The organism is Dietzia maris (assembly GCF_036287335.1).
Taxonomy (GTDB): domain Bacteria; phylum Actinomycetota; class Actinomycetes; order Mycobacteriales; family Mycobacteriaceae; genus Dietzia; species Dietzia cinnamea.
Genome location: NZ_CP143053.1, coordinates 2,340,697 through 2,354,610, shown reverse-complemented (window position 1 = coordinate 2,354,610; position 13,914 = coordinate 2,340,697). Strand labels below are relative to the sequence as shown.

Annotated in this window: 11 protein-coding genes and 1 tRNA gene; 6 read left to right on the top strand and 6 right to left on the bottom strand. The window is 70.1% G+C overall.

Features of this window, described 5'->3' with window-relative positions:
- The first annotated feature begins 11 nt into the window (after nt 1-11).
- Nucleotides 12-1,304 carry an MFS transporter gene (locus tag VYL96_RS10795; protein WP_131886143.1) on the top strand — a complete coding sequence of 431 codons (1,293 nt, stop codon included), beginning with the start codon at nt 12-14 and terminating at the stop codon, nt 1,302-1,304.
- On the opposite strand, the gene VYL96_RS10790 is transcribed toward VYL96_RS10795, so the two are convergent.
- The 3 genes from VYL96_RS10790 to VYL96_RS10780 all read right to left on the bottom strand — a co-directional run bounded on the left by VYL96_RS10790 (nt 1,301) and on the right by VYL96_RS10780 (nt 4,147).
- Entirely contained in the window at nt 1,301-2,509 is a 1,209-nt protein-coding gene (locus tag VYL96_RS10790; protein WP_165928512.1) for a phospholipase D-like domain-containing protein, read from the bottom strand. The two genes, VYL96_RS10795 and VYL96_RS10790, sit on opposite strands and share 4 nt — an antisense overlap.
- 17 nt (nt 2,510-2,526) lie before the next feature.
- Entirely contained in the window at nt 2,527-3,417 is an 891-nt protein-coding gene (locus VYL96_RS10785; protein ID WP_165928513.1) for a hypothetical protein, read from the bottom strand.
- A gap of 118 nt (nt 3,418-3,535) precedes the next feature.
- On the bottom strand, nt 3,536-4,147 hold the full coding sequence (locus tag VYL96_RS10780; RefSeq protein ID WP_131886145.1) for a flavodoxin family protein: 612 nt from the start codon (nt 4,145-4,147) through the stop codon (nt 3,536-3,538).
- A gap of 134 nt (nt 4,148-4,281) precedes the next feature.
- Here VYL96_RS10780 and VYL96_RS10775 point away from each other — a divergent pair, with 134 nt between their 5' ends.
- From VYL96_RS10775 to VYL96_RS10765, 3 genes are all read left to right on the top strand, one after another.
- Nucleotides 4,282-6,087 carry a thiamine pyrophosphate-requiring protein gene (locus tag VYL96_RS10775; protein WP_131886146.1) on the top strand — a complete coding sequence of 602 codons (1,806 nt, stop codon included), beginning with the start codon at nt 4,282-4,284 and terminating at the stop codon, nt 6,085-6,087.
- Nucleotides 6,084-6,254 (top strand): hypothetical protein, encoded by a 171-nt coding sequence (locus tag VYL96_RS10770; RefSeq protein WP_156482616.1) that lies wholly within the window; start codon nt 6,084-6,086, stop codon nt 6,252-6,254. The genes VYL96_RS10775 and VYL96_RS10770 overlap by 4 nt, the downstream gene beginning before the upstream one ends.
- 318 nt (nt 6,255-6,572) lie before the next feature.
- Entirely contained in the window at nt 6,573-7,265 is a 693-nt protein-coding gene (locus VYL96_RS10765) for a hypothetical protein (RefSeq protein WP_131886147.1), read from the top strand.
- A gap of 113 nt (nt 7,266-7,378) precedes the next feature.
- On the opposite strand, the gene VYL96_RS10760 is transcribed toward VYL96_RS10765, so the two are convergent.
- A tRNA-Gln gene (locus tag VYL96_RS10760) sits at nt 7,379-7,450 on the bottom strand.
- A gap of 220 nt (nt 7,451-7,670) precedes the next feature.
- On the opposite strand from VYL96_RS10760, the gene VYL96_RS10755 reads away from it, so the two are divergent.
- Nucleotides 7,671-8,342 carry a TetR/AcrR family transcriptional regulator gene (locus VYL96_RS10755; RefSeq protein ID WP_061229823.1) on the top strand — a complete coding sequence of 224 codons (672 nt, stop codon included), beginning with the start codon at nt 7,671-7,673 and terminating at the stop codon, nt 8,340-8,342.
- A gap of 198 nt (nt 8,343-8,540) precedes the next feature.
- On the opposite strand, the gene VYL96_RS10750 is transcribed toward VYL96_RS10755, so the two are convergent.
- Nucleotides 8,541-9,110, bottom strand: coding sequence for an HdeD family acid-resistance protein (locus VYL96_RS10750; RefSeq protein WP_131886148.1), 570 nt, complete (start codon nt 9,108-9,110; stop codon nt 8,541-8,543).
- Between the two features lie 195 nt (nt 9,111-9,305).
- Nucleotides 9,306-10,049 (bottom strand): vitamin K epoxide reductase family protein, encoded by a 744-nt coding sequence (locus VYL96_RS10745; RefSeq protein ID WP_131886149.1) that lies wholly within the window; start codon nt 10,047-10,049, stop codon nt 9,306-9,308.
- A gap of 178 nt (nt 10,050-10,227) precedes the next feature.
- On the opposite strand from VYL96_RS10745, the gene mfd reads away from it, so the two are divergent.
- Nucleotides 10,228-13,896, top strand: coding sequence for a transcription-repair coupling factor (gene mfd / locus VYL96_RS10740; RefSeq protein WP_131886150.1), 3,669 nt, complete (start codon nt 10,228-10,230; stop codon nt 13,894-13,896).
- Nucleotides 13,897-13,914 lie beyond the last annotated feature (18 nt).

Genomic DNA, 13,914 nt, shown 5'->3' with positions numbered 1-13,914 from the left:
CCTCACCCGGCGTGTCAGTTCTCAGGCGGCAGCTCGCCGATACCCGGCCCCTGCGGCAGCCGGACTTCCGCAGACTGTGGCTCGCCAACATCGTCACGGTCATCGGCGCGCAGCTGTCCATAGTCGCGGTGCCGCAGCAGGTCTTCGAGATCACCCGCAACTCCGCCTATGTCGGCCTCACCGGCGTGTTCGCGCTCGTGCCGCTCATCGTGTTCGGCCTGTGGGGCGGGGCGCTGGCCGACGCGTTCGACCGGCGCAAGCTGCTCATGATCACCACCACCGGCCTCATCGCGACCGCCGCGCTGTTCTGGTTGCAGGCCGCCGCCGGGAACCAGAACGTATGGCTGGTGATGGGGCTGCTCGCCGTGCAGCAGGCGTTCTTCGCGGTCAACCAGCCCACCCGGTCGGCGATCATCCCGAAACTCGTCCCGTCCGACCAGTTGGCCTCCGCCTCCGCGCTGAACATGACCGTCATGCAGTTCGGCGCGATCGTCGGGCCGCTCTCGGCGGGCATCCTCATCCCGGTGCTCGGGCTGGAGTCGCTGTATCTCCTGGACTCGGTCGCGCTCCTGGCGACGCTCTATGCCGTCTACCGGCTCCCACCCCAGCCGGTGTCGGGGGAGCGTCCCTCGGTCGGGCTGCGGTCGGTCATCGACGGGTTCGCCTACCTGGCCACCCGCCGCATCCTGCTGGCCTCGTTCCTCGTGGACATCATCGCCATGGTCTTCGGCATGCCGCGGGCGCTGTTCCCGCAGATCGCGACCGAGTCCTTCGGTGATCCCGCGACCGGCGGGACCGCGCTCGGGTTGCTGTTCGCAGCGATGAGTGTCGGCGCCGTGTTGGGCGGCGTGTTCTCCGGCTGGATCCCGCGCGTGCGACGGCAGGGCCTGGCGGTGCTGGTGTGCGTGGCGCTGTGGGGTCTGGCGATGGTCGCATTCGGCGTGTTCGTCGGCGCGGCCTCACCCGAGGGCTCGGCCTGGTGGTTGTGGCTGGCGCTGGCGGCCCTCGCGTTCGGCGGTGCCGTGGACATGGTCTCGGCCGCGTTCCGTCAGGCCATCCTGCTCGAGTCGGCCACGGACGAGATGCGCGGTCGGCTGCAGGGCGTGTTCATCGTCGTGGTGGCCGGCGGACCGCGCATCGGCGACGTCGCCCACGGCGTGGCGGCGGCGTCGGTGGGCACCGCGGTCGCAGCGGCCGGCGGCGGCGTGCTCGTCGTGATCGGGGTGGTGATCTGCGCGGTCGCGTTCCCGGCGTTCCTGCGCTACACCGTGCGCAGCGCGGTCGAGCGGGGCGCGAGGGGCTAGCCCAGGAACGACACCCGGTCGCCCGGGGACGCCGCCTCACATCCGGCCGCCAGCGCCCGGACGACGCCGGCGAACTCCGTCAGGCCGATGTGCATCCGGCCGCCCTGAAGCCCGTGCCTCTTGACGCCCATCTCGTCCCCGCTCACCACCACGTCCGCCAGCGGCATCAGCCGGGGGCGTGCGGTGTTGACCCACGGCCACCGCTGCCCGGATTCGACGCCGATCTGCTCGGAGACGAACTCCGGATCGTGCGCGGGCTCGTCGAGGACCTCGAGCACCCCCACGCATCCGCCTTGCTCCTTGGAGTAGAGCAGTACCAGATCGCCGGGCGCGAAGCCCGGGCGGTTTCCGGAGTGGGACGAGAACCAGCCATCCGGGTCCCAGTCGCGCGGCTCCGGCGTCCCGTCGACGGCCTTGATCCAGAGGCCGGCATCGGTATCACGCGCGTCACCGAGGATCTGCTCCACGACGGCGGCCAGATCCTGGTTCGAGAGCTCACCGGGGGTGTGGGAACCCCGAGGCGGGCGGGGCAGGGAATCCACCTGCTTTTGGAGAGCGGTCAGCTTGTCGGCTCCGACGTCCGACCCCTCATCCCACCACTCGTCGAGGATCCGTTGGACTCTCCGTACCTCGGACCGGGGCAGCCTGACCGCCAGCTCGCGGTTCGAGGGCTGCGCGAATCCGAGTCCGGCGTTGGTGAGGTTGCCGGATCCGACCATCGCGAACCGACGGCCCACCACGAACGCTTTTGCGTGCAGACCGGTGCAGTTCCGAATCTCGACCCCGGCGTCGAGCAGTAGGCCCAGCCCGGCGATCGAGAGGTACCCGCCCGCAGCCGCATGGGCATCGAGGCGGGTGAGGAGGTACCAGTAATACTCGGAGTCGGCGGCTCTGGTCGCCAGCTCCTTGGCGACCGCGTAGGAGAGGAACGGACTGGCCAACGTGACCTGCCCGGGGTCGGCGTCGAGCGCCTCGTAAAGTTCCGAACCCATCTCGTCGACGATCACGGCGGTCTCCTCGGGTCCTGTCGGTGTGTCCTCCCAGCCGGGAGCGCCGGGGAAGTCCATCCCGGGGTTGAGCGCCCGGACGGATTCGAGCTCTGCGGTGTAGATCCGTCCGTCGTCGCCGATGAGATCGCAGACGGAGGCGGGCCCGTCCCACGCCGGGGTCGGCGCGTCCTTTCCCGGGAACAGTAGGCGGCCCATGACCAGACGCCCCGCGGTCAGCAGGGCGGGGTGGGCACCGCCCCCCACCCGTGCGGAGGCCGCAAGCCGGGCGCGGACGCGCTCGTCCGGACCTGCGTCGGGGATCCGCGGAAAGTAGGAATCCTCCTCGGTCCACCACTGCCCGCAGTCGGGGCGAACTCCTCGGGTACCGCTGGAGGAGCGCACCCCGCGACCGTGTACCCCGGGAGTATCGGTAGTACCGGCATGCCCCAGATGATCCGGTGGGTGCGCATGGCGGAGCAGCAAGGGCACGGCGGACGATTCCGTCCGATGAGATCGTCCAGCGCGGCCGGAAGCGGGGCGTGCAGGAGATCGTGGCAGGACTCGCACACCTCGATCGACGTGGCGTGCTCCTCGGGAACGCGGCGGACGAGGATGTGGGTTTCCAGCGGGACGCCGTCCGCCTCGCAGAGCGGGCACCCGTACTCGAGGAGGTGGCCTTCCGGATTCCGCGGCGTACGGCAGGCCTCCGGCTCGAGCTTCCTCCATGGGGTCGGTGATGCGGCCTCCGCCGCGACGGCGTCCAACACCTCCCCGGCGCGCGGTGAGGCGACGGTGCCCGGGAGAGCGGGGAGCGGGTGGCCGAGTCGCCGCTCGACCGCCAGCAGGGAGACCCCCGAGGGGAACAGCTCCACCGGGTCGAGGTCGAGCCCGTCCTCGTTCTGCGGCCCCTCGATTAGCAGGTCCCACCCGACGACGGCCGGCTGGTCACCGCCGGCCACGTGGAGGATCATCTCGCCGGGCACGCAGCCATCCGGGAAGTCCCAGTCGAGATCGTCGACGTCTACTCGGTCGTCACCGGTCAGGACCGGTAGGGCGGCCGAGCCCGGGGTGATCAGCGAGAGGTGCAGCCGCTCCGGGCCGCGGGAGGTGTCCACACCGGTCATCAGTTCTCAGCCTCTCGTCGGTCGGGGCCCGCGGCGGGACCGCCCGCCGTGACGAGAGCACAGCACCCTCGTACGACATCCGGGGTGTCCACCTCCGCCGGGCGACCGGAGGGCAGGACTAGACCGCCGGGTACTGCGTGCCCTTGAGGAACCGCGCGAGATGCACCGCATTGGACGAGAGCGTGGTGATGGTCGAGGCCACGGCGGAGGGCGTCTCGTCGAGGTCCTTGTAGTCCTTGGGGTTCATCGCCTCGTGGTTCCAGTAGGTGCCGCCCTGGGCGGGGATCGTGAACCCGATGTCGTTGAGCCCCTGGAACGTGTCGGCGACGATCTTGTGCGCGCCGTCCTCGTTGCCCACCACCGAGACCACGGCGACCTTGCCGAACATCGCCGGCCGGCCCTCGTCGTCGGTCGCGGACAGTTGCGCGTCCAGACGCTCCAGCACGCGCTGCGCGATGCTCGACATGTGACCGAGCCACGTCGGCGTGGAGAAGACGAGGATGTCGACACCCCGGATCTTCTCGAGGATGGCGGGCCACTGGTCGCCGTCGCCCATGTCGTCGTCGACACCCGGGCGCACGTCGTAGTCGGCGACGCGGACGGTCTCACCGGTCACGCCGTGACCGGCCAACTCGTCGAGGATCTGCCGGGCGATGAGGTCACTGCTCGACTCGGCGGGAGAGGCCTTGAGCGAGCACACCAGTGCAAGGGCTTTCAGGTCCGTGTCCATGCCGCGCACGGTAGACCCACCCCGCCCGCCGGACAACCGCTGTCGCGGGTCCGCTACCAGACCGGTGGAGCGTGTCGGAGGCGACCCCTACGGTGGGGGCCACTCACGGACCGACGAGTGGAGAGGACACGCGTATGAGCACGGACAGGACGGTGGCCGACCTCGTCGTCGAACGACTGGTGGCCTGGGAAGTCGAACGGATCTACGGATACGCCGGGGACGGCAACAACCCCCTGCTCGGCGCGTTGCGCCGTTCCGACATCGCCCCGGCGTTCGGGCGCGCGCGGCACGAGGAGTCCGCGGCGTTCATGGCGGTGGCCGACGCCAAGTACTCGGGCGCCGTCGGCGTGGTGACCTCCACCCAGGGTCCGGGCGCGATGCACCTCATCAACGGCCTGTACGACGCCAAACTCGACAGCGTGCCGGTGGTGGCCCTGGTCGCGCAGCAGCACACCAGCGTGCTCGGCTCCGGCTATCAGCAGGAGATCAACCTCGGTGACGTCTTCTCGGACGTGGCCGGGCCGTACCTGCAGACCGTCGCGTCGGCCGAGCAGGTGCCGTTGGTGCTCGACCGGGCGTTCCGGTCCGCGCTCACGCACCGGACCCCGGTGGTGGTGATCCTCCCGCACGATGTGCAGAACGCGCCCGCGCCGGAGTTGGGGGACGACCTCGACCAGGAGCACGGGGTGGTGGTCACCGCTCCCGAGTGGACCCACGGGGTCACCACGCCGCGTGACGACGATGTGGCGCGCGCGGTGGACGTGCTCGACGCGGGGGAGCGGATCGCGATCCTCGCCGGGCGCGGTGCGGCCGGGGCACAGGCCGAGCTCATGGAGTTGGCCGACCGCCTGGGCGCCGGCGTGACGATGAGCCTGCTGGGTAAGCCGTACGTCGACGAGTCGTCGCCGCTGGTGGGTGGGACCATGGGGCATCTGGGGACGACGGCGAGCGCGCGCATCCTCCAGAACTGCGACACCCTCTTGATAGTCGGATCGAACGACCCCTGGACCGAGTTCTACCCGACACCCGGGCAGGCGCGGGCCGTGCAGATCGACCTGGACCCGGTACACCTGGCGAACCGGTACCCGATCGAGGTGGGCCTGGTCGGCGATGCCGCGCTCGCGCTGCGTGAGCTGCTCGGGCGGGTAGCCGAGAAGGACCGCTCCGCCTGGCGTGGCGACGTCGAGACATGGGTGCGGCAGTGGCGGGAGATCTCCCGGATGCGCTCAGAGGTGCCCACACGCGGACTCAACCCCGAGCTGGTCGCCCGGCGACTGGCCGACCACATACCGCACGACGCGCGCCTCGCCGTGGACGTGGGCAGCAGTGTCTACCACTACGTGCGGCAGATGGATCTGCCCACCTCCGTGCCCGCCCACCTGTCGTCGACGCTGGCCTCGATGGGCTGCGGCATCCCGTACGCGATCGCCGCCAAGGCCGCCGCACCCGCCAAGCCGGTGGCCGTGCTGGCCGGCGACGGCGCGGTGCAGATGCTCGGTATCAACGAGCTGATCACCGTGGCCGAGGCGTGGCCCGCCTGGGAGGACCCGACCATGGTGATCGTGGTGCTCAGCAATCGCGATCTGGCCGAGGTGAGCTGGGAGCAGCGGGAGAGCGAGTCGCAGCCGCGGTTCGCGCGCTCCCAGGAGGTGCCGGAGTTCGACATGGCCGCCTACGCCGAGCTGCTCGGCCTGCGGGGGATCCGGGTCGAGGAGCCCGACCAGCTGGTGCCGGCGCTGGAGGAGGCGTTCTCCGCGGACCGGCCCACGGTCATCGACGCGATCACCGATCCGGACGTCCCGCTGCTGCCGCCGTTCCCGCACGGCCGCGAGATGCTCGAGTCGATGCGCACCGGCCTGCAGGCCGAGGGCGCCGCAGGCGAGCACGCCCTCGAGCTGCTGGAGACGTACGCACGGATGGAGGAGGAGCGGTTCACGTGACGGGGATGAACGGACCAGGCCGACCCGACAACGACCCGGCGTTCCGGCCCGATGCCGAGGTGGAGCGCAGGCCGCGCCGCTCGCGCCAGCCCGCGCTGACGGTGCTGGCAGTGGTGGCGATCCTGCTGCTGGTTCTGGCGGTGGGGATCTTCGGCGGCATCTTCTAGGCGGAGGCCGACTGGGCAGCGGCTACGTGTTCATCCCACCGCGGGGGAGTAGGAGCGCTGCGACACCCATCGCGGTCCGTTCTCTGAGTACATCGCGGATACGCGAAAATGCTCAGCGAGCGTGTGCCTCTGCCTAACATCTGGCGCACCCATGAAAGGTCCGATATGCGCTCTGCTCTTTTCGCTGCGGCGGCGGCCGTCCTGGTTCTTGCCGGATGTTCCGCTCAATCCGACTCGGAATCCGAAGCGCTGCCCACGCCGATCACCTCGAGTTCGGCTCCGGCTGGGCCCGCTGAAGTACCTATCGCTCTCGGGGAGGTGTTCACCATCAGCGGGCCGAGTTACACCGCTGACGTCACGATCGAGCGAGTATTCGTTCCCGGGGCCTGCAGTGGGGCACCGGACGACTCTGTTGCCATTCAGGTCGATGTAGACGTGAAGTCCGGCGACGGGACCCGGAAAGTACTTAATACGGGCACGATCCGCGAACGCACGCGCGACGGCTACATCGAGAAGGAGCGGACGATCTCGCGGAGTTGCGGCGATATTGACGAGCTCGACGCCGTGAACGTCCAGACCGGTGACAAGTATCGAGGAGTCGTCTGGCTCAAAGACGACGTCGACCCTGAATCCGAGCTGCTGATCAACGCTCCGACTGGTGGCGGGCCGATTACCGAAGTCTTCGTGTTGAATCTGAGCGACATCGAGATAGCAACAGACGCCCCGGCGCCACCAGCCGACGACGAACCTACTGCGCCGACAGCGGCCGCTGTACCGACAACGGCGGCGCCGACGGTCGTCGAGTGCCTGTTCGGGACCCCCGGGCCGTCTCGCATGTCAGACGGGACGATCCAGAACACCGAGTTCTGTGCCAATCAGCCGGGTGCAGCCGAGAGTCGATACCTGGAATCGAACTGCTCGGACATGGCGTGGCGTCAAGAGATGGGTTTCGAGGGCGACCGTCTGTGCGGGTCGTCCCTCTTTGAGGATGGAGCATTGGGCGGCAACTAGTCGGCTGGACTGATGAGAAGGTCCGCGTCCGACAACGCGCTGGCTTCCAGGAGTCATCCTCCGCGCGACCCGCGGCACCTTCACGTGCGCGGCGAAGGTCGGGAGTGCTCGAGCTCCCCCGCCAGGACTCGAACCTGAAATGCCTGAACCAAAATCAGGAGTGTTGCCAATTACACCACGGGGGAACGGCCCGCGCGCGGGCCACTCCCCAGTCTGGCATACGAGCACGGCCCCACTGTCGCCTACCTGTTCCCGGATGGGTGGCCTGGCCGCTAGCAGCCCACACGGGGGAGTCCGACCCCTGATCGGTCGGCCGCGTTCAATGCTCCGACTAGGCTTTTCCGTCGAGGGAGGCGACACCACATGACAGGTCAGTCGGAAATGACGCCGGCGCCGCGTACCAGGATGTCAGCGGCGAAACGCCGGCAGCAGTTGGTCGAGGTGGGCCGCCGGATTTTCGCCGAGTACGGTTACGACGCGGCCACTGTCGAGGAGATCGCGTCGGTCGCAGGCGTGTCCAAGCCGGTCGTCTACGAGCACTTCGGCGGCAAGGAGGGCCTGTACGCGGTGGTGTGTGACCGCGAGCTGGCCTATCTGGGTGCCGAGATCACCGAGGCGTTGGAGGGCGAGGGGTCGCGCCGCCGCATCGAGCGCGCCGCGATGGCGCTGCTTCGCTACGTGGAGGAGCGCACCGACGGGTTCCGGATCCTGGTGCGTGATTCGTCGCTGAACAACGGTGGCTCGTACTCGACGCTGCTCAACGATGCCACGGCCAGTGTCACCTACATCCTCGAGGAGGAGTTCGTGGCCCGCGGGTTCGACCCGGTCACCACGAACGTCTATGCCCAGGCCCTGGTCGGCATGGTCTCCGGCACCGCGCAATGGTGGCTTGATGAGCGCACTCCGCCCAAGGAGGAGGTGGCCGCGCATATCGTCAATCTCTGCTTCAACGGCCTGTCGCACCTCGATCCCGCGCCGTCGCTCGAGTCAGGTGTCATGGCGAAGTACTCCAGCCGCAGTCATCCGGCCGGCGACTCGGCCGGGCGCGATCTGCGCCCGGGGCCGGCTCGGCCCTGAGCGCACCGTAAGTGACGCGGGCCCGTGAGCGCACGTGAGGTCCCCGGTGAGTCCGCCACCCTCTGCGAGGCACCGGCCGAGAAGAACAGGGCCCGCCGGAAAGAACGAAGCCCCCGCGGCCCTCGAATAGCGGGCAGCGGGGGCATTCGTGTCGGCAGGTTCGGCAGTCACGGCCTGCCGGAACGGTCGGCCCGAGAATCAGACTTCGTCGGCCACCGGGGCGCTCGAGAGCTTGGCGGCATCACTGCGTAGACGGAACGAGACGGCGATCATGATCAAGCCGACGATCACGCCGAACCAGCCGGCGAACGGCAGGAAATTCTCGATGGTCGACGGCCCGAACAGCGCCAGGCCGAGTCCCACCACGGCGATCACAACGCCGACCGCACCCATGATCCACGCGTTGGCGACGACGGTCCGGAGGGTGGACGCGCCGTAGACCAGCAGCGCACCGGAGGCGATCAGCCAGATCGCGAAGAGCAGCACCAGCGCGGTCACGGTGATCGACGGCCAGAACAGCACGACCAGGCCGAGCACGATGAAGAGCGCGCCGCCTCCGATGAACAGGCTCGACGAGCCGCTGTGTCCGCGCAGCCCCAGGCCCGTGGTGATGGTCATAGCGCCGTCTGCGATCGCGAACGCCGCCACGAGGAACACCGCGAGAATGAGGCTCGAGCCGGGGGCGATCAGCGCGGTGATGCCGAGTACGAGCGCCAGGACACCGCGGATCAGCTGGACCCACCAATTTCGGGTGAGGGACGTGATCATTGTTTCCACCTCTCTGTCAGCGGGCTCTCGGCCCGTACGCCTAGAGATCATGCCCGCACTTCGGATTTGCGGCAGTCCACTGTGAGGCATTGGACTCTAATAGGTATCCGCCGGTGTTCGTGGGTGCCAGCAGCGCGCGCCAGCGCCTGCAGGTGGCCGCCGACGCCGACGGGGTGCAGGGCGAGGGCCGCCGGATCAGAGGTTCGCGAAGAAGTCCGCCCAGTAGAAGTCCCAGAACGCCCACAGGATGACGCCCGCCACGGCGAGGAACCACACGACCACCGGGACGAGGTGCCACTGCTGCAGAGTGCGCACCCAACGGGCCGCCGTGAGCTTGGCCAGCACGTGCAGCAGCGTGTACCAGAACATGGGGATGGTGGTGGCCCACACGACCATGCACCACGGGCACAGCACCTGGATCTCGAAGATGGACTGGAACGCCAGCCAGTGCACGAACCCGGCGGCGAACGTCAGACCGAGCAGCGCGCCCACCCAGTACCAACGGGGGAACCGCACGCCGGAGGCGGCGGCGACGCCGATCGCGATCACGATGCCGTACCCGACGAGCCCGATGAACGGGTTGGGGAAGCCGAACGCCGCGCCCTGCTCCGAGTTGATGACGCTCTTGCAGCTCATGAGGATGGAGAAATTGCACGCGGGCGTGTAGTCCGGGTTCTCCAGCAGCCGGATTTTGTCCAGGCTGAGCTGGAACGACGCGACCAGCGCGATGGCCGAGCCGATCGCCAGCAGCACGCCGATCCACCGGTCGGTGAACACCCGCGAGCCGACGATCGTCGCGCCGGCGTCCGGTCCGTCGTCGCGGGGGCCGGGGGCGATCGTCACCGGGGCGGCGGGCTCGCCGGGAGCGGTGTCGCCCGCGGCTGGCCCGGGGGTGTCCCGTCCGGCGTTCCCGGCGGCGGCGTCTGTGGTCTCGCGCATACGCACAGGCTACCGGGGCCGCCGCGCCGTTAGAGTGGGAGATCTGGCACACCGGCCCGCCTGTCGTGCCCCGCCGCGCACCGCCGGTCCGATCACGGCCGACCTGCGCGTGCCGTGCGCCCGCGCCCGCCCAGACCGAGTCCGACCACCTCGCCCCGACCCTGAAGGACCCTCACGCGTGACCTCCACCGCCCCCGCCGTCACCTCCACGACCGCCGCGCTGTCCGGTCTGGCCGGTGCGGTCATCTCCAACCCGGCGCTGGCCGACCTGCGCGCGGGCCTGGACCGCGACACCGCGGTGGTGCGCGCGCCGGAGTCGCTGCGCCCGTTCCTGGTGGGCGCGCTGGCCGAGCGCGCGCCGCTGCTGGTGGTCACCGCCACCGAGCGCGAGTGTGAGGAACTCGCCGACGAACTGTCGGGGATGTACGACGGCGAGGTGGCGCAGTTCCCGAGCTGGGAGACGTTGCCGCACGAGCGTCTGTCGCCGGCGGCCGACACGATCGGTCGCCGCCTCGAGGTGCTGTCCGCCGTGATGGCCGGACGGGCGCCGAGGATCATCGTCGCGGCGGCGCGATCGGTGGTGCAGCCCATCTCCCCGGCGGCCGCCCGCCGCGAGCCCGTGCGCCTGACCCGGGGTGACGAGGTCGACCCGACCGAACTCATGGCCCGCCTGGCCGAGTTCGCCTACACCCGCGAGGACATGGTCGCCCGCCGCGGCGACATCGCCGTGCGCGGCGGCATCGTGGACGTCTTCCCGACCACGGCCGACCACCCGCTGCGCATCGAGTTCGACGGCGACGAGATCGCCGAGATCCGCGAGTTCTCCGTCGCCGACCAGCGCTCGCTGCCCGACGGGGAGGTCGAGCAGGTCGTCCTCTACCCGTGCCGCGAGCTGCTGCTCGACGACGACGTCCGCGCCCGGGCGGGTCAGCTGGCCGCCGAGCACCGCGCCAACCCGACGCTGGCCGAGCTCCTGGACTCGTTGGCCGAGGGCATCCCGCGCGACGGCATGGAGGCCCTGACCTCCGTGCTCGTGCCGGGCGAGATGGCCACCCTGCCGATGCTCATGCCGGACGACACCCGCGTCGTGGTGTGCGACCCCGACAAGGTGCGCCGCCGCGCCGCCGACCTCGCCTCGGCGGGCCGGGAGTTCCTCGAGGCCTCGTGGACCGCCGCGACCATGGGCGGCGACGCCCCCGTCGACAGCGAGACCCTCGACCTGTCCGGCTCGGGCTACCGCACGTTCTCCTCCGTGCGCGAGGAGGCCACCGAGGCGGGCCGCGCCTGGTGGCAGCTCGTCCCGCCCGGATTCCTCACCGACCCCGAGGACGGCCTCGTGGTGACCGTCGAGGCCGGCGATCCGCCCGCCCCGCGCGGCAAGGACTCCGAGATGGAGGCCATGTTCGTGCGGCTGCGCGCGCTCGTCGGCGCCGGCGGCCGGGCCGCGATGGTGGTCCCCGGCCACGGCACCGTGGCCCGCATCCTGGAACGCCTGTCCGAGGCCGAGGTCCCCGCCACCGCCGCGCAGGCGGGATCCGAGCCCGCCGACGGACTCGTGTCGGTCTACGAGGCGGTCCTGCACGCCGGGTTCGCGCTCACCGGGGGCGCCGACGGGGCGTCCGGCGACCTCGTCGTCGTCTCCGAAACCGACCTCACCGGCAACCGACTCGGTTCCACGGCGCGCCCCAAGGCCCGCCACTCCAAGCGCCGCAACCAGGTCGACCCGCTCGCCCTCAAGGCCGGCGACCTGGTCGTCCACGACCAGCACGGCATCGGCCGGTTCGTCGAGATGGTCGAGCGGCAGGTGCGCGGCGGCGACGGCTCCTCGCGGCGCGAGTACCTGGTGATCGAGTACGCGCCCGGCAAGCGCGGCGCGGCCGGCGACCGGCTCTACGTGCCGATGGAGTCGCTCGGCCAGCTCAGCCGCTACGTCGGCGGCGAGGCACCGACGCTGTCCAAGATGGGCGGTGCCGACTGGCAGAACACCAAGCGTAAGGCCCGCAAGGCCGTCCGCGAGATCGCCACCGAGCTCGTCCAGCTCTACGCCAAGCGGCAGTCCGCGCCCGGCCGCGCCTTCGGCCCCGACACTCCGTGGCAGCGCGAGATGGAGGACGCGTTCCCGTTCACCGAGACCGTCGACCAGCTCAGCGCGATCGAGGAGGTCAAGGCGGACATGGAGAAGTCCGCCCCCATGGACCGCGTCGTGGTGGGCGACGTCGGCTACGGCAAGACCGAGGTCGCCGTGCGCGCCGCGTTCAAGGCCGTCCAGGACGGCACCCAGGTCGCCGTACTCGTGCCCACGACGCTGCTCGCGCAGCAGCACCTCGCGACGTTCACCGAGCGCATGAACGGCTTCCCCGTGACCATCAAGGGGCTCAGCCGCTTCACCTCGGACGCCGAGGCCAAGGAGATCCTAAAGGGCCTGGCCGACGGGACGGTCGACGTGGTGATCGGTACTCACCGCCTGCTCGCCACGGGTGTGCGGTGGAAGAACCTCGGCCTGGTGATCGTGGACGAGGAGCAGCGCTTCGGCGTGGAGCACAAGGAGCACATCACCTCCCTGCGCACCCACGTCGACGTGCTCACCATGTCCGCCACGCCGATTCCGCGCACGCTCGAGATGTCGCTGGCGGGCATCCGCGAGATGAGCCAGATCCTCACCCCGCCCGAGGAACGGCTGCCCGTGCTCACGTACGTGGGCGCGTACTCGGACAAGCACGTCGCCGCCGCCATCCGGCGCGAGCTGCTGCGCGAGGGGCAGATCTTCTACGTCCACAACCGGGTGCGGACCATCGACTCCACCGCCGCGAGGATCCGGGACCTCGTGCCCGAGGCGCGCGTGGTGGTGGCGCACGGGCAGATGGGGGAGGAGCAGCTCGAACAGACCGTGGGCGGGTTCTGGAACCGCGAGTACGACGTGCTGGTGTGTACGACCATCGTCGAGACCGGCCTGGACATCTCCAACGCCAACACGCTCATCGTGGACCGCTCCGACCAGCTGGGCCTGTCGCAGATGCACCAGCTGCGCGGGCGCGTGGGCCGGTCGCGCGAGCGCGGGTACGCCTACTTCCTCTACGACCCGGAGAAGCCGCTCACCGAGACCGCCTACGACCGGCTCGCCACCATCGCGCAGAACAACGACCTCGGCGCGGGCATGGCCGTGGCGATGAAGGACCTCGAGCTGCGCGGCGCCGGCAACGTGCTGGGCGCCGAGCAGTCGGGCCACATCGCGGGCGTCGGGTTCGACCTCTACATCCGTCTGGTCGGTGAGGCGGTGGAGGCGTACCGCGCGATCGCCGACGGCGAGAAGGTCGAGGTCGAGGAGGAGCTCGGCGAGATCCGCATCGAACTGCCCGTCGACGCATTTATCCCGCCCGACTACGTCGACGGCGACCGGCTGCGGCTCGAGGCCTACCGCAAGCTCTCGCAGGCGCGCGAGCCCGGCGACATCGACGCCGTGGTGGAAGAGCTGCTCGACCGCTACGGCCCGCTGCCGGCGGAGGCCCGCCGCGTGGTGTCGGTGGCGCGGCTGCGGCTGGTCGCGCAGAAGTACCGCGTGCGCGAGATCGTCCTGGCCGGGTCGCGCCTGCGCGTGGGCCCGCTTGACCTGCTGGACTCGCAGCAGATGCGGCTCAAGCGCATGTACCCGGCTGCCCAGTACCGGGCCACGCAGAAGACCGTCCTGCTCCCGCTGCCGAAGGCGGCAGGCGCACGCGCGGGTGCAGGCGGCGAGAAGGCCCGTGACGACGAGATGCTCCAGTACGCCGCCGACTTCCTCACCGCCATGGCCGGCGACCCGGAGGGCTCGAACCCGGTGATCCAGCCCGAGACCGCGCCGGCGCGATGAGCCCGGGCGGCGGGGACT